Annotated in this window: 14 protein-coding genes; 7 read left to right on the top strand and 7 right to left on the bottom strand. The window is 71.5% G+C overall.

The window, feature by feature from the left end; translation table 11 throughout:
• The first annotated feature begins 164 nt into the window (after positions 1-164).
• Both gltB and ACIOMQ_RS19985 read left to right on the top strand, forming a co-directional pair.
• Positions 165-4757 carry a glutamate synthase large subunit gene (gene gltB, locus ACIOMQ_RS19990; RefSeq protein WP_402189693.1) on the top strand — a complete coding sequence of 1531 codons (4593 nt, stop codon included), beginning with the start codon at positions 165-167 and terminating at the stop codon, positions 4755-4757.
• The gene (locus tag ACIOMQ_RS19985) at positions 4750-6228 is read left to right on the top strand and encodes a glutamate synthase subunit beta (protein WP_401264636.1); all 1479 of its coding nucleotides are present in this window, start codon (positions 4750-4752) and stop codon (positions 6226-6228) included. The genes gltB and ACIOMQ_RS19985 overlap by 8 nt, the downstream gene beginning before the upstream one ends.
• Before the next feature lie 131 nt (positions 6229-6359).
• Here ACIOMQ_RS19985 and ACIOMQ_RS19980 read toward each other — a convergent pair whose 3' ends face one another.
• From ACIOMQ_RS19980 to ACIOMQ_RS19965, 4 genes are all read right to left on the bottom strand, one after another.
• Positions 6360-6809, bottom strand: a complete 450-nt coding sequence (locus ACIOMQ_RS19980) for a hypothetical protein (RefSeq protein WP_401756700.1) — start codon at positions 6807-6809, stop codon at positions 6360-6362.
• Positions 6806-7144 (bottom strand): hypothetical protein, encoded by a 339-nt coding sequence (locus tag ACIOMQ_RS19975; RefSeq protein WP_362206673.1) that lies wholly within the window; start codon positions 7142-7144, stop codon positions 6806-6808. Before ACIOMQ_RS19975 ends, ACIOMQ_RS19980 begins: the two co-directional genes overlap by 4 nt.
• Positions 7145-7148: 4 nt before the next feature.
• On the bottom strand, positions 7149-12407 hold the full coding sequence (locus ACIOMQ_RS19970; RefSeq protein ID WP_402189691.1) for a caspase family protein: 5259 nt from the start codon (positions 12405-12407) through the stop codon (positions 7149-7151).
• A gap of 75 nt (positions 12408-12482) precedes the next feature.
• Entirely contained in the window at positions 12483-13421 is a 939-nt protein-coding gene (locus tag ACIOMQ_RS19965; RefSeq protein WP_362206675.1) for a rhomboid family intramembrane serine protease, read from the bottom strand.
• Between the two features lie 137 nt (positions 13422-13558).
• Here ACIOMQ_RS19965 and ACIOMQ_RS19960 point away from each other — a divergent pair, with 137 nt between their 5' ends.
• The 3 genes from ACIOMQ_RS19960 to ACIOMQ_RS19950 all read left to right on the top strand — a co-directional run bounded on the left by ACIOMQ_RS19960 (position 13559) and on the right by ACIOMQ_RS19950 (position 15433).
• Positions 13559-14302, top strand: a complete 744-nt coding sequence (locus ACIOMQ_RS19960) for a VWA domain-containing protein (protein WP_402189688.1) — start codon at positions 13559-13561, stop codon at positions 14300-14302.
• Positions 14299-14862 carry a HutD family protein gene (locus tag ACIOMQ_RS19955; RefSeq protein WP_362206677.1) on the top strand — a complete coding sequence of 188 codons (564 nt, stop codon included), beginning with the start codon at positions 14299-14301 and terminating at the stop codon, positions 14860-14862. Before ACIOMQ_RS19960 ends, ACIOMQ_RS19955 begins: the two co-directional genes overlap by 4 nt.
• A gap of 64 nt (positions 14863-14926) precedes the next feature.
• Complete coding sequence (locus ACIOMQ_RS19950) at positions 14927-15433, top strand: pyridoxamine 5'-phosphate oxidase family protein (protein WP_401264620.1); 507 nt, start codon at positions 14927-14929, stop codon at positions 15431-15433.
• On the opposite strand, the gene ACIOMQ_RS19945 is transcribed toward ACIOMQ_RS19950, so the two are convergent.
• Genes ACIOMQ_RS19945 through ACIOMQ_RS19935 form a run of 3 tightly spaced genes read right to left on the bottom strand, consistent with a single transcriptional unit; the run spans position 15413 to position 18467 of the window.
• Positions 15413-16450: an acyl-CoA dehydrogenase family protein gene (locus tag ACIOMQ_RS19945; protein WP_401756709.1), complete on the bottom strand. Its 1038-nt coding sequence runs from the start codon at positions 16448-16450 to the stop codon at positions 15413-15415. The genes ACIOMQ_RS19950 and ACIOMQ_RS19945 overlap by 21 nt on opposite strands.
• The gene (locus ACIOMQ_RS19940; RefSeq protein WP_362206749.1) at positions 16450-17595 is read right to left on the bottom strand and encodes an acyl-CoA dehydrogenase family protein; all 1146 of its coding nucleotides are present in this window, start codon (positions 17593-17595) and stop codon (positions 16450-16452) included. The genes ACIOMQ_RS19945 and ACIOMQ_RS19940 overlap by 1 nt, the downstream gene beginning before the upstream one ends.
• Positions 17595-18467 (bottom strand): enoyl-CoA hydratase, encoded by an 873-nt coding sequence (locus tag ACIOMQ_RS19935; protein ID WP_362206680.1) that lies wholly within the window; start codon positions 18465-18467, stop codon positions 17595-17597. Before ACIOMQ_RS19935 ends, ACIOMQ_RS19940 begins: the two co-directional genes overlap by 1 nt.
• A 93-nt stretch (positions 18468-18560) precedes the next feature.
• On the opposite strand from ACIOMQ_RS19935, the gene ACIOMQ_RS19930 reads away from it, so the two are divergent.
• Both ACIOMQ_RS19930 and ACIOMQ_RS19925 read left to right on the top strand, forming a co-directional pair.
• On the top strand, positions 18561-19343 hold the full coding sequence (locus ACIOMQ_RS19930) for an SDR family oxidoreductase (RefSeq protein WP_401986827.1): 783 nt from the start codon (positions 18561-18563) through the stop codon (positions 19341-19343).
• Positions 19344-19433: 90 nt separating this feature from the next.
• Positions 19434-20045, top strand: a complete 612-nt coding sequence (locus tag ACIOMQ_RS19925) for a TetR/AcrR family transcriptional regulator (RefSeq protein ID WP_362206682.1) — start codon at positions 19434-19436, stop codon at positions 20043-20045.
• Position 20046: the final 1 nt, after the last annotated feature.

Here is a 20046-nt window from a genome sequence, read left to right as displayed (position 1 = left end):
CCTCCGACTGCGACCCACCCTCACCGCCTCATGCGGTGTCCGCATGTTGGAACGGACTATCCGCTTTTTGAGAAGCGCCCCATCATGTAACCTGCACAGAATTTCGCAGAGGGCCAACGTCGTCCCTCGGCACTGCACATGCCACGACGACGACGGGAGAGCCGATGCGTACCGACGCCTGGTCGCCCATGGACGGTCGCCCCGCCCAGCAGGGGATGTACGACCCCCGTAACGAGCACGACGCCTGCGGTGTCGGGTTCGTGGCCACTCTGACCGGTGTGGCCAGCCATGAGCTGGTCGAGCAGGCGCTGACCGTACTGCGCAACCTCGAACACCGCGGTGCCACCGGATCCGAGCCCGACTCCGGCGACGGCGCCGGAATCCTCCTCCAGGTGCCGGACGCCTTCCTCCGCGACGAGGTCGCCTTCGACCTCCCCGAAGCCGGTGCCTACGCCGTCGGAATCGCCTTCCTGCCCGCGGACGACTCCGCCGAGGCCGTCGGGAAGCTGGAGAAGATCTCCACCGAGGAGGGCCTCAAGGTCCTCGGCTGGCGCCAGGTCCCGGTCACCCCGGACATCCTCGGCAACGGCGCCCGCGTCACCATGCCCGAGTTCCGCCAGCTCTTCGTCGCGGACGGTGAGAGCACCGGCATCGCGCTCGACCGCAAGGCCTTCGTGCTCCGCAAGCGCGCCGAGCGGGAGGCCGGGGTGTACTTCTCCTCGCTCTCCGCCCGCACGATCGTCTACAAGGGCATGCTCACCACGGGGCAGCTGGAGCCGTTCTTCCCGGACCTCTCCGACCGCCGCTTCGCCACCGCCGTCGCCCTGGTCCACTCGCGCTTCTCCACGAACACCTTCCCGAGCTGGCCGCTCGCCCACCCGTACCGCTTCGTCGCGCACAACGGCGAGATCAACACGGTCAAGGGCAACCGCAACTGGATGAAGGCCCGCGAGTCCCAGCTCGCCTCCAGCGCGTTCGGCTCCGCCGACAACGGACACGGCGGTACGGAGCGGCTGGACCGGATCTTCCCCGTCTGCACCCCGGACGCCTCCGACTCCGCCTCCTTCGACGAGGTCCTGGAGCTGCTCCACCTCGGCGGCCGCTCGCTGCCCCACTCGGTGCTGATGATGGTCCCCGAGGCGTGGGAGAACCACGACTCCATGGACCCGGCCCGCCGCGCCTTCTACCAGTACCACTCCACGATGATGGAGCCCTGGGACGGCCCGGCCTGCGTCACCTTCACCGACGGCACCCAGGTCGGCGCGGTCCTGGACCGCAACGGTCTGCGCCCCGGCCGCTACTGGGTCACCGACGACGGCCTCGTCGTGCTCTCCTCCGAGGTCGGTGTCCTGGACATCGACCCCGCGAAGGTCGTCCGCAAGGGCCGCCTCCAGCCCGGCAGGATGTTCCTGGTCGACACCGCCGAGCACCGCATCGTCGAGGACGACGAGATCAAGGCCGCCCTCGCCGCCGAGCAGCCGTACGAGGAGTGGCTGGAGACCGGCGAGATCGAGCTGGAGGACCTCCCCGAGCGGGAGCACATCGTGCACACGCACGCCTCCGTCACCCGCCGCCAGCAGACCTTCGGCTACACCGAGGAAGAGCTCCGCGTCATCCTCGCGCCGATGGCCCGCACTGCCGGCGAGCCGCTCGGCTCCATGGGCACGGACTCGCCGATCGCCGCCCTGTCCGACCGCCCCCGGCTGCTCTTCGACTACTTCACCCAGCTGTTCGCGCAGGTCACCAACCCGCCGCTGGACGCCATCCGCGAGGAGCTCGTCACCTCGCTGCGCTCCACGCTCGGCCCGCAGGGCAACCTGCTGGAGCCGACCGCCGCGTCGTGCCGCAGCGTCACGCTGCCGTTCCCGGTGATCGACAACGACGAGCTGGCCAAGCTGATACACATCAATGCCGACGGCGACATGCCGGGCATGAAGGCCGCCACGCTCTCCGGGCTCTACCGGGTCGGCGGCGGCGGCGACGCCCTCGCGGAGCGGATCGAGCAGATCCGCGCCGAGGTCGACGCCGCCATCGAGGACGGCGCCCGCCTCGTCGTCCTGTCCGACCGCCACTCCGACGCCGAGCACGCCCCGATCCCGTCGCTGCTGCTCACCTCCGCCGTCCACCACCACCTCATCCGCACCAAGCAGCGCACCCAGGTGGGGCTGCTGGTCGAGGCCGGAGACGTCCGCGAGGTCCACCACGTCGCGCTGCTGATCGGTTACGGCGCCGCCGCGGTCAACCCGTACCTGGCGATGGAGTCCGTCGAGGACCTGGTCCGCGCCGGCACGTTCATCGAGGGCATCGAGGCCGAGCAGGCCATCCGGAACCTGATCTACGCGCTCGGCAAGGGCGTCCTCAAGGTCATGTCCAAGATGGGCATCTCGACGGTCGCCTCCTATCGCGGCGCCCAGGTCTTCGAGGCCGTCGGCCTGGACGAGGGCTTCGTCGAGAAGTACTTCAACGGCACGGCCACCAAGATCGGCGGCGCGGGCCTGGACGTCATCGCCCGGGAAGTGGCCGCCCGCCACGCCAAGGGCTACCCGGCGTCCGGCATCTCGGCCTCGCACCGCGCGCTGGAGATCGGCGGCGAGTACCAGTGGCGCCGCGAGGGCGAACCGCACCTGTTCGACCCGGAGACGGTCTTCCGCCTCCAGCACGCCACGCGCAACAAGCGCTACGACATCTTCAAGAAGTACACCGACCGGGTGAACGAGCAGTCCGAGCGCCTGATGACGCTCCGTGGTCTCTTCGGCTTCAGGAGCGACCGCGAGGCGATCCCGCTCGACGAGGTCGAGTCCGTCTCCGACATCGTCAGGCGGTTCTCCACCGGCGCCATGTCGTACGGCTCGATCTCCCGCGAGGCGCACGAGACCCTCGCCATCGCCATGAACCAGCTGGGCGGCAAGTCCAACACCGGTGAGGGCGGCGAGGACGCCGACCGGCTCCACGACCCGGTGCGCCGCTCGGCCATCAAGCAGGTCGCCTCCGGCCGCTTCGGGGTGACCAGCGAGTACCTGGTCAACGCGGACGACATCCAGATCAAGATGGCGCAGGGCGCCAAGCCCGGCGAGGGCGGCCAGCTGCCCGGCCACAAGGTCTACCCGTGGGTCGCCAAGACCCGGCACTCCACCCCGGGTGTCGGCCTGATCTCGCCGCCGCCGCACCACGACATCTACTCCATCGAGGACCTGGCTCAGCTGATCCACGACCTCAAGAACGCCAACCCGGCGGCCCGCATCCACGTGAAGCTGGTCTCCGAGGTCGGTGTCGGCACGGTCGCCGCGGGTGTCTCCAAGGCGCACGCGGACGTCGTCCTGATCTCCGGCCACGACGGCGGAACGGGTGCCTCCCCGCTCACCTCGCTGAAGCACGCGGGCGGCCCCTGGGAGCTGGGCCTCGCCGAGACCCAGCAGACCCTGCTGCTCAACGGCCTGCGTGACCGCATCGTCGTGCAGACCGACGGCCAGCTGAAGACCGGCCGCGACGTCGTCATCGCCGCGCTGCTGGGCGCCGAGGAGTTCGGTTTCGCGACCGCGCCGCTCGTCGTCTCCGGCTGCGTCATGATGCGCGTCTGCCACCTGGACACCTGCCCGGTCGGCATCGCCACCCAGAACCCGGTCCTGCGCGACCGGTTCGCCGGCAAGGCCGAGTACGTCGTCAACTTCTTCGAGTTCATCGCCCAGGAGGTCCGCGAGCTCCTCGCCGAGCTGGGCTTCCGCACGATCGAGGAGGCCGTCGGCCACGCCGAGCTGCTCGACACCGACCGTGCGATCACCCACTGGAAGGCGCAGGGCCTCGAACTGGAGCCGCTGTTCCACGTCCCCGAGCTGCCCGAGGGTGCCGCCCGCCACCAGCGGATCGAGCAGGACCACGGTCTCGCCAAGGCCCTCGACAACGAGCTGATCAAGCTCGCCGCCGACGCCCTGAACGCGGAGAGCGCCGAGGCCGCCCAGCCGGTCCGGGCCCAGATCGCGATCCGGAACATCAACCGGACCGTCGGCACCATGCTCGGCCACGAGGTGACGAAGAAGTTCGGCGGCGCGGGTCTGCCGCAGGACACCATCGACATCACGTTCACCGGCTCCGCCGGCCAGTCCTTCGGCGCGTTCGTGCCGAGCGGGGTGACGCTGCGCCTGGAGGGCGACGCCAACGACTACGTCGGCAAGGGCCTCTCCGGCGGCCGCGTCGTCGTCCGCCCGGACCGCGGTGCCGACCACCTCGCCGAGTACTCCACCATCGCGGGCAACACCATCGCCTACGGCGCCACCGGCGGCGAACTGTTCCTGCGCGGCCGGACCGGCGAGCGGTTCTGCGTCCGCAACTCCGGCGCGACGGTCGTCTCGGAAGGCGTGGGCGACCACGGCTGCGAGTACATGACCGGCGGTCACGCCGTCGTGCTCGGCGAGACCGGACGCAACTTCGCCGCGGGCATGTCGGGCGGCGTCGCGTACGTCGTCGACCTGGACCGCGACAACGTCAACGTCGGCAACCTCGGCGCGATCGAGGAACTCTCCGGCGCCGACCGGCAGTGGCTGCACGACGTGGTGCGCCGCCACCAGGAGGAGACCGGCTCCACGGTCGCCGAGAAGCTGCTTGCCGAGTGGGACAGTGCCGACGGCGGTGTCTCCCGTTTCAGCAAGATCATCCCGTCCACGTACAAGGCAGTGCTCGCCGCCAAGGACGCCGCTGAGCTCGCCGGTCTCTCCGAACAGGAGACCACCGAGAAGATGATGGAGGCGGCGACCCATGGCTGACCCCAAGGGCTTCCTGACCACCGGGCGCGAGATCGCCGAGACCCGCCCCGTGGGCGAGCGCGTCAAGGACTGGAACGAGGTCTACGTTCCGGGCTCGCTGCTCCCGATCATCAGCAAGCAGGCGGGCCGCTGCATGGACTGCGGCATCCCGTTCTGCCACAACGGCTGCCCGCTCGGAAACCTCATCCCCGAGTGGAACGACTACGCCTACCGCGAGGACTGGACGGCCGCGTCCGAGCGCCTGCACGCCACGAACAACTTCCCGGAGTTCACCGGGCGGCTCTGCCCGGCCCCCTGCGAGTCGGCGTGCGTACTCGGCATCAACCAGCCGGCCGTCACCATCAAGAACGTCGAAGTCTCCGTCATCGACAAGGCGTGGGACAACGGCGACGTCACCCCGCAGCCGCCCGAGCGGCTCTCCGGCAAGACCGTGGCCGTCATCGGCTCGGGCCCGGCGGGTCTCGCCGCGGCCCAGCAGCTGACCCGGGCCGGCCACACGGTCGCCGTCTTCGAGCGCGCGGACCGCATCGGGGGCCTCCTCCGGTACGGCATCCCCGAGTTCAAGATGGAGAAGTCGCACATCAACCGCCGCATCGAGCAGATGCGTGCGGAAGGCACCAAGTTCCGTACGGAGACGGAGATCGGCAAGGACATCGACGCCGCCAAGCTCCGCCGCCGCTACGACGCGGTCGTCATCGCCGCCGGCGCCACCGTCTCCCGCGATCTGCCCGTCCCGGGCCGTGAGCTGAACGGCGTGCACTTCGCCATGGAGTACCTGCCGCTCGCCAACAAGGTGCAGGAGGGCGACCTGACGGTCTCCCCGATCACCGCCGAGGGCAAGCACGTCGTCGTCATCGGCGGCGGCGACACCGGCGCCGACTGCGTCGGCACCGCCCACCGCCAGGGCGCGCTCTCCGTCACCCAGCTGGAGATCATGCCCCGGCCGGGCGAGGACCGGAACGCCAACCAGCCCTGGCCGACCTTCCCGATGCTCTACAAGGTCACCTCCGCGCACGAGGAGGGCGGCGAGCGCGTGTATTCCGTCTCCACCACCCACTTCGAGGGCTCCGCCCCCGAGGAGGGGCAGACCGTCGGCGACGTCCAGGCCCTGCACCTGATCGAGGTGGAGTTCAAGGACGGCAAGCCGGCGCAGAAGCCCGGCACCGAGCGGAGGATCCCCGCCCAGCTGGTCACCCTGGCCATGGGCTTCACGGGCACCGACCAGTCCAACGGCCTGGTCCAGCAGTTCGGCCTGGAGCTCGACGAGCGCGGCAACATCGCGCGCGACGCGGACTACGCCACCAACGTCGACGGTGTGTTCGTCGCCGGTGACGCGGGCCGCGGCCAGTCCCTCATCGTGTGGGCCATCGCCGAGGGCCGCTCCGCGGCGCGCGGCGTGGACCGCTTCCTGACCGGAGCCAGCGCCCTGCCGGCCCCGATCCGCCCGACGGACCGCGCCCTGGCGGTCTGATTCCACGGCACACAAGACGTCCCGTACAACGGCGTGCGGAACTGAACGCGGCGCCTGCCCGTCCCCGACCGGACGATCTCGGCAGGCGCCGTGGCGCGTCCGGGGCCGGTCCGCTCCCTGCCCCGAACCCGCTACGCGGCCGGAGCGACCCAGGTGACGATCACCGCCGCCGCCACCCCCAGCACCCCGGTCAGCGCCAGCCACCGCGCCCACTCGACCAGCCGCCAGATCCGGTGCGTCCGCCGCACCTCGTCGCGCAGCAGCCGCTCCGGCTCGCCGAAGATCTCCCGTCCGGGCCGGTCGTGCACGGCGACGACACTCAGCCAGGACGCGGCGACGAGCGTCACGAAACCCGTGATCAACAGGGCGACGACCGTCCAGCGGGGGCCGGAGGCCAGCTTGCTGAGATCCTCCTGCCCCTTGAGGACGAAGACCGCGGTCAGTACCGCGGTCAGCGTGGACAGGAAGGTGCGGTAGCCCTCGGCCTGTTGCACGGCGAGCCGGAGCTGCTCGTGCGGATCCGCGAGGGCGTCCAGCCGGCGTTCGGCGTCCCGCACCTGCTGCGAGGTGAAGTCCGTCATGGCGTCGGCCCGCTCTGCGCGACCAGCCCGGCGGGCGGCGGGGCGAGCGTCAGCAGGGCCCCGCAGCCGTGCGGCTCGTTCGCCGGCCGGGGCATGTGGAGCGACGCGCAGCGGCAGGTGGTGCGCCACGTCCCCGGCCCCGGGTCCTCGCGGCGGCCCAGGAAGCCGCCCCCCTTCGGGACCGGCGGCTGGACGGCGGGGAAGGTCCGGGTCATCGGGCAGCCGCACTGGACGCAGGTGCCCGTCGCCGTGTAGAGCGCACGGCCGTCGGACTCGCGCAGCGTCCAGGCGAAGGTGAGGACTTCGGTCCGGGTGACGGCGGCGTTGTACTCCATGGGATCACTGGCTCTCTTCGGTGGTCGGTGCGGGAGACGGCAGGTCGAGGCCGAAGAGGCGGGCGTACTGCCTCAGCCGCCCGGCGACCGCGGCCTCGTCGAGATCCGTCTCCTGCGCGCACAGGGCGATGTGGTCCCGGGAGACCGCGCCGGTCAGCGCCGGCAGACGGCCGGTGAGCTGGGAGGTGAGAAGGAGGACGTCGCACCAGTCCGGCGACAGGGACGCCTCGCGGGAGCCGGGTTCGCGGACGGTGACATCGAGGCCCAGGCAGCGCAGAGGCGCGTAGCGCGCGTACGTCCGGCCGAGGTCCCAGCCGAACCGGCCTGCCACCAGGACGAGTTCGAGCGGCCCGAGGACGCCGGGGCCGAGGAGCCCCTTGTCGAACGCGGCGTGGTCGAACCGGTCCGGCGTGAAGTCGTCCAGGTCCCGCACGCCGGGGTCCGCCGGGTCGCCCGGCGGGGTCGGCGCGCCCAGCGGGGCGAAGGTCCGCAGACGGCTGACGGAGGCTCCCAGCGAGCAGAGGCTGTCCTCCGCATGCCTCAGCAGGGCCGGGACGGTCAGCCGGTCACGGAACCGGGTGGCGTGGGAGTTCGCCCCTCCGGACACCAGGCTGCGTACGTCGACGGCGGTGGCACGCAGACCACGGGCGTGCGACGGGAGTGGTTCGACCTTCAGAGGGAGGTCCGTGCGTACGTCGTTCAGCAGGTCCACCATCGTCCCGAGGTCGCTGTCCTGCTGGACGGAGAGGGCCAGGGCGTAGGCGAGGCTGACGCCGTCCTTGTCGAAATCGCCCCCGATACTGATGTACTCGGTGGTGGAAATGGTGTTGGTCGCCGGATAGGGGGCCAGCAGGCTGCTTCGGGTGGCCGCCTGCAGTTCCAGGGCGGCCCTGTCGGCCCCTTTCCAGTCGATCGTCACCAAGGCTTCCAGGGCGCTGGTCGCCTCGCGGAGTTCCGGCAGTACCTGGCCCCGATGGAGAAACGCGCCGACAAGCTCCCACGGGCGCAGCGCGGGTGGCGCCGATTCCAGCTCCCTGCCGGACAGCAGCGAACTGAGGGGGTACGGGACGATCCAGTCGGTCGCCTCCGCGGGAATGCTCTGGGCATGGGCGCCGGTGACGGGCGTCGCGATGTTGATCCGCCGGGCCACCTCTCCCAGAGGGGTTCCGAGTTCCGAAGCCGCCCTCAGCAGATGGTGCAGCGGGAGCTCTCCTTCGCGCCACGGTGGTGTGCGGTCGAACTCCGCCGACAGCAGGAGTTGCTGGTCGGGCGGGAGCACACCGCATTCGAGTGCGGCGGGGGTGGGCGGATGGGCGAGGGAGAATCCCAGCGCGGTGAACTGCTCGATACGACGGGCGAGTTCGCCGAGGGTGAGGGGAGGCTCCGCCCGGCTCAGCAGATCGACAGGTCCTACTTCTCCGGGCAGCCAGCCCGTCTGGGCCAGCCAGGGCGTGGCAGGAAGGTCTCCTTCGATCGCGATACGGCCGACCTCGTCCCCGGTCACGCGCTCCTGGGCGAGCGACGCGTCGAGTTCGGGAGGCTCGGGCAGTGTGGCGTCGAGGTGCGAGAGCTCCTGGAACAGACCCGCCACCGTGCCCAGCGGGAGGTCATGGAGGGCCGACACGACGAGCATGGGGGCGTGCTCGGCCGGTTGCTTCGACCTGCGCAGCATCGCGGATTCCCGACGGAACCTCGGAAGAGAGCTCGACGCCTGGAGGAGTGGTTGCCGTGTCAGGTCCGCATAGCCTGCGTAGAGGTCGGCGGCAGGTTGCCCCACCCCGCGGTCCCCCAACTGCCTCAGGTCGTCCACGGCCGGGACCTCGACCCCCGTGACGGCATAGCGGCGCAATGCCTTCAGCGCCTCGCGCACCGGCACCTGGGCCTGGGCGGCGGCGTGCAGCACCGAGACCCACGGGCGAAGCGGGCTCTCCCGGAAGAGCAGAGTGTCCAGGCTGTTGGGCGTGGGGTAGCCCGCCGGGGCGAACTGCTTCTCGGGCGAGCGGATTCCCAGCCGGGTGAGCTGCCAGGCCCTGAACAGTGTGCTTTCGTCCGGACGTTCGGAATCGAGCCGCGCACCGCTGTAGGTGTTGCGCACGGCCTCCTCGTCGAACGGGAAGCAGCCCGCCGTGGCGAGCGGCAGCCTCCCCGGCACCAGCCGCTCGCCCTCCTCGGAGTTCAGCACGGCCACCGTGTCCCGGGGGAGCCCGTCGAGTACGGCGACGGCGACGCGGGGCGCGTCGGCGGCCAGCTTCCACAGCCACCGCATCGACACCTCCTTGCTGTCGGCCACCGCGTCCGCGACCCCGGCCAGCAACTCCTCCATGACCAGGCTCTCGTCGTACCGCAGCAGTTGATTGCGGTCCACGCTGGGCACCGGGCTGTGCCGCTCGCGCAGATTGATCACCCGCCCCTCGACGGCGGGAGCGTCCCGCACGACCACCCCGTCCAGCAGCAGCTGTCCCGGCCCCTGCACCAGCCAGGCGAACGCCTCCGTGGCCTCGTGCCCCCGGACCGGGAGCGGGCTGCCGTGCCAGCCGTCCCGGTGCGCCAGGCGGCCGGGATCCCAGCCGATGCTGCGGGCCGGCTCCCCGTTCTCCGTCAGTTCCCGCGCCGTCACCCGGTGCTCGGTCACCCACAGCAGCGAGTGCAACGTCTCCACCAGGGAGGGCCGCTTCTCGCCCTCGCGGGGTTCGGCCAGATAGAGGCGGACCCGGGTGCCGCCGTTCGCCGGGACCAGCGGGTCGGTCGTGCGGTTGATCTGGAGCAGACCGGAGCCGGACTGGATGTCCGCGCGCAGCGGTTTCTCCTTGCCCGGCCGCCCGACGGAGTCCACCGCGTGGGTCCAGACGACGACCTCCTCGGCGAGCATGAAATAGCTGAACACCCCGATGCCGAAACGGGAGTTCATGGCCCGGTCGACAATGCCGTGGCGCCGCCAGTTGCGTCGCTCCAGGACGAAGTCCGGGTCCTGCTCGTACCGTTTGCCGGCCCGCGCGAACATCGAGGTGAGCTTGGAGCGGGTCATGCCCGCGCCCGTGTCCAGGCACTCGATGTACGGACGGTCGCCGTCCCAGCCCTGGGTGAACGTGATCTCGCCCTCCCAGCCCCGGGCGGCGGTCGTCTCGCCGTCCCACGGAGTCCGGGTGAGACCGTACTGCCGTCGCATGTCGCGGTACCGGCAGGCGTCCAGCGCGTTCTGGTACAGCTCCCGGACCGCCAGCATCCGGTCCCCGTACAGCTGGGTGCCCATCAGCAGCGGCCGGATCTCGTCCTCCGCGAGGCGGAACCGTTCCAGTGGCTCCTGGTAGCGCCCCGCCAGAGCCCGCAACTGCTGTGCCGTCACCTGGTCGGGCAGTCCGCGCAGCAGCGGCTGCGATCCGATGTCGCCGCGGAACGCCTGTACGGTGGCGTCGGCGTCGAGGGTGAGCTCCTCCACCGCGGCGTGCAGCGCAGGGTGCGGGCACCGGAACCAGACGGTGAGACCGTAGGTGTCGACGGTGCGGCCCTCGGCCTCCTCGTAGTCGAAGCCGGTGCCGAGCGCCTCCACGACCTTGTTGGGCAGCAGGGGATCGTGAGCGCCCAGGTGATCGACGAGCACGCTGGAGAGCCTGCGCGGATCCGCGGCGAGCAGCCCCGCCGTCCACAGCAGCCGGGCCAGTTGCAGCCCGCGCAGCCGGTTGCCGGGGACCGGCCGCCAGTTCTCGTCCCAGGTGTCGTCCGCGTGGTCCAGATTGATCCGGGGGCTCCGGCCGGGTTTGACCGTGAGATGACCGAGGACCTGGCGGACCTTGCTGTCGATCTCCTGTCGGGTCTCCGCCGTGACCGTCCCCGCGAGGGGGGTGTCCGCCGCTGCCTCGATCGCCGCGACCGTCATTGCGATGAGCCGGTCGACGAGACCGTAGTCCCCGGTCCGCTCCCACAGCCGGTCCCAGTCGGCGATGAACCGGTGGCGCAGCCAGTGGTCCGCGGCGGTCGTGGCGGACCGGAGTCCGGGCCCGCGCCCCCGCAGGGTCTCGGCCGTCCGCAGCACCATGGAATGGGCGCGGCAGACATCGCGGGCGGCGTCACGCACCAGCCGCCGGTGGTCACCGGCCGCCTCGGTCCGGTGGCGCGGGCCCGGGTCGAACTGTTCGGGCAGGAGTCCGCGCAGTTCGCCCAGGGCGATGGCGACGACCCCCTCATGGACGACGGCCGCGGCCAGCAGACACGCCGTCTCGGCGGGGGTCAGCCGCTCCCCGTGCGTCAGTTTCGCCCGTGCCACCAGGGAGGTGAGCCGGGCCTCGACGCGCGCCGGGTAGAGCGGGTCGGACCAGGGGTCGTCGCGGTGGGCGCCGAATCCCGCGCAGCTGTCGACCACGCAGTGCACCAGATCGGTCAGCTTGTCCTTGACCCGGTCGTGGGCGGCCTCGGTGCCGGAGGTGTGCGACCACAGCCCGGACTCGCGGATCGTCCGGGTCCAGTGCAGGGTCTGCCGCGAACCCTCGCAGAGGACCGGGTCGGACTGCGCGGCACCGGACGGCGGGATGGGCAGCCGGGTCTCGACCCTCGGGGGCTCGGCCTCCGGGTACTGGTCCGCGGTCCGGCGCAGCTCGGTCTCCGCGTGCCGGGCCACGTCGAGGAACGTCGTCGGCGGGTTCGCGGAGGACAGCGCGCCGGCCAGTGCCCGGGCGAACCAGCTGCCCTCCACCTCATCCGCGAAGGCCCGTTGTCCGGCGCCGCAGCTGTAGAGCCAGTAGGCGTCGTGGCTGCCGGAACTCCACCCGCCCGCCGTCTGCGCGGGCACCGCCGCGCCGGTCGTACGGCAGATGTCGAGGCAGACGACGGCGGTGACCCCGGCGGGCAGAGAGCTCAGCAGCCCGCTCTCGTCGGCCCGGAGCAGGCTGCGGGGGAGCAGGCCGCGGCTGCCGTCCGGGAGCTCCGGTCCGGGCTGGGCGTCGGCCAGGACCAGATGGTCCTTGTCGTCGAGGGTCTCGCCGTGGCAGGAGACGTAGAGGAATGCCGTGTCGCCCGGTTCGCAGGACCCCAGGAAGCCGGAGACCGCGCCGAAGACCGGATTGAGACCGGTGTCCTCGTGCTCCACGGCGACCGAGTAGTCGGACTGCTTCAACGCGGCGGCGATCAGCGACACATCGCGTCCGACGAAGTCGAGCGGGCGGTACCGGGCCGCGAGATCAGGGTCTTTGGCCAGATACGGGGTGTCCTTCACACCGATCAGCAGCGCGCGCCGCCGTCCCGCCGCAGCCTCGCCCTGTTCCCGCACCACGCGCGCCCCCAGCCCTCTCGCCCCGGCCTCATCATTCCAGAAGTGACCCACCGTAGACGGGCGTTGGCGGAGCGCTCAAGCCGCTCCGCCGCCGGTCAGCTGCGACGTCCTGAGGACCACCAGGGCGACCAGCACCACCAGCAGCACACCGCACGCGGCGGACTGCGCGAGGGCGCGCCGCTTCGCCGGGGCGTACGCGTACGCGAGTGTGACGGCGCCGCCCGTCAGCAGTCCGCCCAAGTGGCTCTGCCACGAGGCGAATCCGGCCGAGATCAGCATCCAGAGCAGGAACCCGGCCATGAACCGGTTCACCGCCTGCATGTCCCGGCCCAGGCGCCGGTTGATGACGTAGAACGCCGCGCCGAGACCGAAGACCGCACCGGAGGCGCCCACCACCGTGCCGTCGGGCGGCGCGATCAGATACACCAGGACCGAACCGCCCAGCGCGGACAGCAGATACAGCGCGAGGTAGCGGGCCCGGCCCAGCTGCTCCTCGACGACGCGGCCCAGATTCCACAGCGCGTACATGTTGAAGAGGATGTGCAGCACTCCGAACGGCAGCGAGCCGAAGGACGATCCGCTCGGCGGAAGATGCAGGAAGGCGCCGGTCAGCAGCCGGTACCACTCGCCGCCCACCACACCGATCGCATCGAAGCCGGGGAAGTCCCCCGCCTGGTAGACGTACTGGCCTCCGTCGGGGCCGTTCAGTACCGCGCCGAGCATCGCGAACCGGTCGACGATCCCGGGGCGGAGCAACTCGCCCAGATACGCCAGGACGTTGAGGCCCATCAGCGCGTACGTGACGAGCGGTACCGCGGTCCTCGGCACCGCGCCGCCGAACACCGTGCGCGCCTGCCGGACCGAACGCCGCCCCTCCTTCACGCAGTCCACGCAGTGGTGGCCGACGGCGGCCTCGCGCATGCAGTCGGGGCAGATGAAGCGTTCGCAGCGGGTGCAGCTCACATACGTCTCGTACGACGGATGGCGGTAGCAGGTGGTGACTGCGGCCTCCACGGCGGGCTCCTTCACGGTGGGCGGACACGAGAGGCCGGTGGGGACGGCGGCGATCAAGATAGCGAACACCGCAGCCCGGGGCATATGCGAGTGCCTTACGCTCGGAGTCCTGACACGTCGAGGATCGGAGCATCCGCATGGTCGGCCCGTCCGCCGCAACAGGTCCGGCCATCGGCCTCCGCGAGATCGAGGAGACCGCACCCGCGCTGGTGAGCCTCTACAAGAGCGCGTCGGTCTCGCTGACCAAGCGCGGCATGAGCGGCGAGCGGGCCGCGGTCTACCTGGTGCTCGACTACTCCGGCTCCATGAGGGAGTACTACAAGGACGGCAGCGTCCAGGCCCTGGCGGACCGGGTGCTGAGCCTTTCGGCGCACCTGGACGACGACGGCCGCGTACCCGTCGTCTTCTTCTCCACCGACGTCGACGCCGTCACCGAGATAGCCCTGGACAACCATCGCGGCCGGGTCGACGCGATCGTGGCGGGCCTCGGGCACATGGGGAAGACCAGCTACCACCTGGCCATGGACGCGGTCATCGACCACTACATCGACAGCGGCTCGACCGCCCCCGCGCTCGTCGTCTTCCAGACGGACGGCGGCCCGGTCAGCAAGCACGCGGCGGAACGCTACCTCTGCAAGGCGGCCAGGCTGCCGCTGTTCTGGCAGTTCGTCGGCTTCGGCAACAAGCGCAGTACGCAGTTCGACTTCCTGCACAGGCTCGACGAACTGGCCGTCCCCGCCAAGCGCCCCGTCGACAACGCCGGTTTCTTCCACGCCGGACCCGACCCGCGCACGGTCCCGGACGCCGAGCTGTACGACCGGCTGGTCGCCGAATTCCCGCGGTGGCTGGCCGCGGCCCGGGAGCGGGGGATCGTCCGATGACGCTCCGGGTGCTGCGGGCGGCCGACCGTACGGCCACGCCCTGGAAGAACGGCGGGGGAGTCACCCGGGAGATCGCGGCGTTCCCCGAAGGGGCTCCGCTGGATGCCTTCGACTGGCGGGTCAGCCTCGCCGACGTGTCCCGGGACGGGCCGTTCTCCTCGTTCCCCGGGGTCGACCGTACGCTGACCGTGGTCGAGGGTGCCGGGATGGACCTGGTGGTGGGCGGCGAGCACCACATCGTCGACGAACCGCACTGGCCGCACGACTTCCCCGGTGACCTGGAGACGTACGGGCGGCTGCTCGGCGGCCCGGTCGTGAACGTCAACGTGATGTACCGCAGGGAGCGCACGAGCGCGGAGGTCGCGGTGGTACGCGGCACCGTCCGGCTGTCGGCACCCCGGGGCGGGGCGGTCCTGGCCCTCGCGCTGGAGGACGGTGCGGTGCTCGACGGCCGGGACATCGGACTCGACCGCTACGACGCGCTGCTGGCACGGGGCGAATCGCCGGGGGTGCTCCGGACCCTGGGGTGGGCCCTGGTGGTCACCCTGTCCCGCGGCTGAGCCGACGGCGGACGATCCGGGAATCCGGACAGAAGATGTCGGGTTTCCGGGGTTCCATGACCTCATGACATCGAGTTCCTGGAAAGAGTTCCGGTCCGCGCAGCCGGCCTTCGCCGACGCCGTCCAGGCCCGTTTCGGGCAGTACAAGCACCACGTCCTGGCGACCCTGCGCAAGGACGGGTCGCCGCGTGTGACCGGCCTGGAGGTGGATTTCCGGTTCGGCGAGCCGTGGCTCGGCATGATGCCGAACTCGCGCAAGGCACTGGACCTGCTGCGCGACCCGCGGTTCGCGGTGCAGGCCAATCCGGGACCGGACGCCGAGATGGCCGACGGGGACGTCCGGCTCTCCGGCCGCGCGGTGGAGATGACCGACCCCGCCGTGCTGGCCCGCTTCGTCGAGGAGGTGAAGCCGCCGGAACCCTTCCATCTCTTCCGGGTGGAGCTGACCGAGGTGGTACGCACCGGTCTCGAAGGCGGCGACACCCTGGTCATCCAGGTATGGCACCCTGGTCACCCGCTGCGCACCTTCCGAAGGGGCAACGACGACGGCTCACTGAGCGAAATCTCCTGACGCGGGGGGCCGGGCGGCAGGCGCGGCCGGCCCGTCGGCCAGCACCCGCGCCCGGCAGGCCCCCGGCGTCCCCCACGCGTCCCGCAGCGGACGCGCCTTCCGCAGCCAGAGCGCCAGATCCAGCTCCTGCGTGTACCCCACCGCGCCGTGCAACTGGAGTGCCGCCCGTGCCGCCGCGTACCCCGCCTCACCCGCCGTCACCTTCGCCGCCGCCACCTGCGCGTCGGCATCCGGCGCCTCACCGGCGAGCGCGAGGGCCGCCCCGTACAGCAGCGGGCGGGCGAACTCCAGCCCGATCAGTACGTCCGCGAGCCGGTGCTTCACCGCCTGGAAGGAGCCGATGGCCGTACCGAACTGGGTGCGCTGCTTCACGTACCCGACCGTGGCCCGCAACAGCGCCTCGCCCGCACCGAGCGCCTGCGCGGCCGTCGCGAACGCCGCCCACCGAGCGGCCCGCGCCGCCGCCTCGGCCACCCCGGGCCCGGACGCCAGCAGTTCCCCGCCCGGCTCGGGGCGCCACAGCCGCCGGGCCGGGTCGGACGACACGCTGAGCGCACCGGGCCCGGACGCGAGCCGCAGTTCACCACCGGTCACCGTGAACACGGCGTCCACGGCGTCCGCGTCCAGTGCGTAGGGCCCGTACCCGTCCATCCGGAGCGTCGCCGCTGCCGCGCCCGACGCCAGCCGCGGCAGCCACTCCTTCGCCGCCGCGCCGCCGACACCCCCCAGCAGGACCCCGGCCGCGACCGTCTCCACCACCGGCCCCGGCACCGCGTGCCGCCCCAACTCGGTGAAGGCGACCGCGATGTCGACCGGAAGCGGCCCGACGCCCTCGTACGCCTCCGGCACCGCCAGGGCGAACACCCCCGCCCGCGCCAGCCGCCCCCACAGATCCCTGCCCGGCCCGTGGTCCCCGGCGGCCCAGGCGCGCACCACCGCAGGGGTGTCCGCGGCCGTCAGCATCGCGTCCAGCGAGCGGGCGAACTCCCGCTGCTCGTCGTCCAGGAGGAATCGCATCAGCGCCGTCCCTTCGGCAGGCCGAGCAGCCGTTCGGCGATGATGTCGCGCTGGATCTCGTTCGTGCCGGCGTAGATGGGGCCCGCGAGGGAGAAGACGTACCCCTCGGCCCACTCGGACTGCGCCGTCTCCGCGTCCGGGCCCAGCAGATCGAGCGCCGTCTCGTGCAGCGCGATGTCGTACTCGGACCAGAAGACCTTGTTGAGACTCGACTCGGCGCCGATGGCCGTCCCCGCCGCGAACCGTGACGCGTTGGCGCAGGTGAAGAGCTGGTAGGCGCGCGCCCCGATCACCGCGTCCGCCACCCGGTCGCGCAGTGCCGTGTCCGACGGGTCGCCGTGGGCGCGCCACAGCCCGGCCAGCCGGTCCGCCGAGGCCAGGAACCGGCCGGGAGAGCGGAGCGTCAGCCCCCGCTCGTTGCCCGTTGCCGACATGGCGATACGCCAGCCCTGCCCGGGTTCCCCGATCACGTCCTCGTCCGGTACGAACACCTCGTCCAGGAACAGCTCGGCGAAGGCGGGCTTGCCGTCGAGCCGCCCGATCGGCCGGACCGACACCCCCGGCGCCGCCAGGTCGAACATCAGATACGTCAGCCCGTGGTGCGGCTTCGCGGCTCCCGGGTCCGTACGGAAGATGCCGAACGCCCGGTCCGCGAACGCGGCCCGCGAGGACCAGGTCTTCTGCCCCGTCAGCAGCCAGCCGCCGTCCGTGCGCACCGCCCGCGAGCGCAGCGACGCCAGGTCCGAGCCCGACTCCGGTTCGGACCAGGCCTGTGCCCAGATCACCTCGCCGCTCGCCATCGACGGCAGGACCCGGGCCCGCTGCTCGTCCGTGGCGTGGTCGAAGAGCGTCGGGGCGAGGAGGTTGATGCCGTTCTGCGAGACCCGGCCGGGGCCGCCCGCCGCGTAGTACTCCTCCTCGAACGCCAGCCACCCGAAGATGCCGACGCCCCGGCCGCCGTACTCGCTCGGCCAGGAGACGACCGACCAGCGGTCGGCGTGCAGCCGCGCCTCCCACTCCCGGTGCGCGGCGAACCCCTCGGCGGTCTCCAGGGACGGCAGCGGCACGGCGGGCACGTTGGCCCGCAGCCACCGGCGCGCCTCGGCCCGGAACGACTCCTCCTCGGCCGTGCACGACAGATCCATCACGCACCCGCCTTCTTCATCGAGGCGATGTCCATGCCGCCGAGCGGGTCCGCCGCCGTCTCCGCGTTGTGCGCGTGGGCGAGGTGGTGCAGCCCGAAGACCGAGTCCATGCCGGTGTGCAGCCCCTGAAGGTCCTCGGCCTGGTTGACGGCGCGCTTGGTCAGGGCCAGTCCCAGCCGTGGCATCCCAGCGATCCGCAACGCCAGCTCATGGGTGCGGTCGGCGAGTTCGCCGCGTTCCACCACCTTGTTCACCATGCCGACCTCGTACGCCCGGCGGGCGCTCATCCGGTCGCCGGTGAACAGGAACTCCTTCGCGATCCGGGGCGGCATCACCCACGGGTGTGCGAAGTACTCGACGCCGGGGATGCCCATCCGGACCACCGGATCGGCGAAGAAGGCGTCCTCGCTCGCCACGATCAGATCGCAGATCCAGGCGAGCATCAGCCCGCCGGCCACACACGCCCCCTGCACGGAGGCGACGACCGGCTTCGGCAGCTCGCGCCAGCGCCTGCACATGCCGAGGTAGACCTCCGACTCACGGGCGAAGCGGCTCTCCGCACCGGCCTTGTCGGAGTGGTCCCACCACAGGCCGGCCCTGCGCTCGAAGGGCAGATGGGCGTCGCGTCCGGGCGTGCCGATGTCGTGGCCCGCCGAGAAGTGCTCCCCGGCGCCCGCGAGTACCACCACCTTGATCTCGGAGTCCTCGGCGGCCCGGTAGAACGCGGTGTCCAGGGCGTAGGTCATCGCCGAGTTCTGGGCATTGCGGTAGCGGGGGCGGTTCAGCGTGACGTACGCGACCGGGCCCCGGCACTCGTACAGCACGGGGTCGTCCTGGGAGCGGCCGGCGGAGGCGTCGTGGGCAGCGGGCATCGGCTCATCCTTCCCTAACAAGTGTTTGGTAGATTAACGTACGGGCACGAGCACCGTCGAGGATCCGCGGGCCGAGACCGAGGAGGCGCGGGCGTGAACGCACCGCAGTACGTACCCGGACACGGGCTGCTGGCCGGCCGCGGCGCCGTCGTCACCGCGGCCGCGGGCGCCGGAATCGGCGGAGCCACCGCCCGCAAGTTCCTTGAGGAGGGGGCCCGTGTCGTCATCGGCGACGCGCACGCCCGCCGGCTGAAGGAGACCGAGCGGGCCTTCGCCGAGGAGTTCGGCGCCGACCGCGTCGCCGCCCTGCCCTGCGACGTCACCGACGAGACCCAGGTCCAGGCACTCTTCGCGCTCGCCGAACAGACCCACGGCGGCCTCGACATCGTCGTCAACAACGCCGGCCTCGGCGGCACCGCGGAACTCACCCGGATGACCGACGAGCAGTGGACCAAGGTCCTCGACGTCACCCTGAACGGCACCTTCCGCTGCACCCGGGCCGCCCTGCGCTCGCTCAGGGCGGCGGGGCGCGGCGGCGTCGTCGTCAACAACGCCTCCGTCGTCGGCTGGCGCGCCCAGAGCGGCCAGGCCCACTACGCCGCCGCCAAGGCGGGGGTCATGGCCCTCACCCGGTGCGCCGCGATCGAGGCCGCCGAGTACGGCGTACGCGTCAACGCCGTCGCCCCCAGCCTCGCCATGCACCCGCACCTGGTGAAGGTCACCTCCGCGGAACTCCTCGACGAACTGACCGGGAAGGAGGCCTTCGGCCGCTACGCCGAGCCGTGGGAGGTCGCCAACGTCATCGTCTTCCTCGCCAGCGGCTACTCGTCGTACATGACGGGGGAAGTCGTCGCGGTCAGCAGCCAGCATGCCTGAGCGGGCACCCGCCGCGGCGTCCGCGGGGGCATCCGCGGGGGCATCCGGCGGGGCATCCGCGCGGGTGTCCCGCGGGCGGAGAATGGGCGGGTGCCTACCAAGAAGAAGCCCCAGGTGACCCCCACACCCGAGCGCCGCCGCGAACTGCTCGACACCGCCGCCGAGGTGTTCGCCGCGCAGGGCTACAACGCCACCACCGTCCGCAGGATCGCGGACGAGGCCGGGATGCTCGCGGGCAGCCTCTACTACCACTTCGATTCCAAGGAATCGATGATCGACGAGATCCTCTCGACCTTCCTCACCGAACTCTGGGAGGGCTACGACGCGGTGCTCGCCGCCGGACTCGGCCCCCGGGAGACGATCGAGGCCCTCGTCACCGAGTCCTTCCGGGAGATCGACCGGCACCGTGCCGCCGTCGCCATCTACCAGAAGGAGTCCAAGCACCTGGCCACCCAGCCGCGCTTCCAGTACCTCGCCGATTCCCAGCAGAAGTTCGAGAAGGCCTGGCTCGGCACGCTGGAACGCGGTGTCGCCGACAAGACCTTCCGCGCCGACCTCGACATCCGCCTCACCTACCGCTTCGTCCGCGACACCGTCTGGGTCGCGGCGTCCTGGTACCGGCCCGGCGGACAGCACAGCCCCGAGGAGATCGCCCGCCAGTACCTCTCGATGGTCCTGGACGGCATCGCTCTGGACACCTAGA

The organism is Streptomyces sp. NPDC087845, assembly GCF_044742755.1.
Classification (GTDB): domain Bacteria; phylum Actinomycetota; class Actinomycetes; order Streptomycetales; family Streptomycetaceae; genus Streptomyces.
This window is presented reverse-complemented; position numbering and strand designations above follow the sequence as displayed.

What these genes read in the sequence shown, in the direction of transcription:
- gltB (WP_402189693.1), top strand. Translation starts at nt 165, where the DNA reads ATGCGTACCGACGCCTGGTCGCCCATGGACGGTCGCCCCGCCCAGCAG.
- ACIOMQ_RS19985 (WP_401264636.1), top strand. Translation starts at nt 4,750, where the DNA reads ATGGCTGACCCCAAGGGCTTCCTGACCACCGGGCGCGAGATCGCCGAG.
- ACIOMQ_RS19980 (WP_401756700.1), bottom strand. Translation starts at nt 6,809, where the DNA reads ATGACGGACTTCACCTCGCAGCAGGTGCGGGACGCCGAACGCCGGCTG.
- ACIOMQ_RS19975 (WP_362206673.1), bottom strand. Translation starts at nt 7,144, where the DNA reads ATGGAGTACAACGCCGCCGTCACCCGGACCGAAGTCCTCACCTTCGCC.
- ACIOMQ_RS19960 (WP_402189688.1), top strand. Translation starts at nt 13,559, where the DNA reads ATGGTCGGCCCGTCCGCCGCAACAGGTCCGGCCATCGGCCTCCGCGAG.
- ACIOMQ_RS19955 (WP_362206677.1), top strand. Translation starts at nt 14,299, where the DNA reads ATGACGCTCCGGGTGCTGCGGGCGGCCGACCGTACGGCCACGCCCTGG.
- ACIOMQ_RS19950 (WP_401264620.1), top strand. Translation starts at nt 14,927, where the DNA reads ATGACATCGAGTTCCTGGAAAGAGTTCCGGTCCGCGCAGCCGGCCTTC.
- ACIOMQ_RS19945 (WP_401756709.1), bottom strand. Translation starts at nt 16,450, where the DNA reads ATGCGATTCCTCCTGGACGACGAGCAGCGGGAGTTCGCCCGCTCGCTG.
- ACIOMQ_RS19940 (WP_362206749.1), bottom strand. Translation starts at nt 17,595, where the DNA reads ATGGATCTGTCGTGCACGGCCGAGGAGGAGTCGTTCCGGGCCGAGGCG.
- ACIOMQ_RS19935 (WP_362206680.1), bottom strand. Translation starts at nt 18,467, where the DNA reads ATGCCCGCTGCCCACGACGCCTCCGCCGGCCGCTCCCAGGACGACCCC.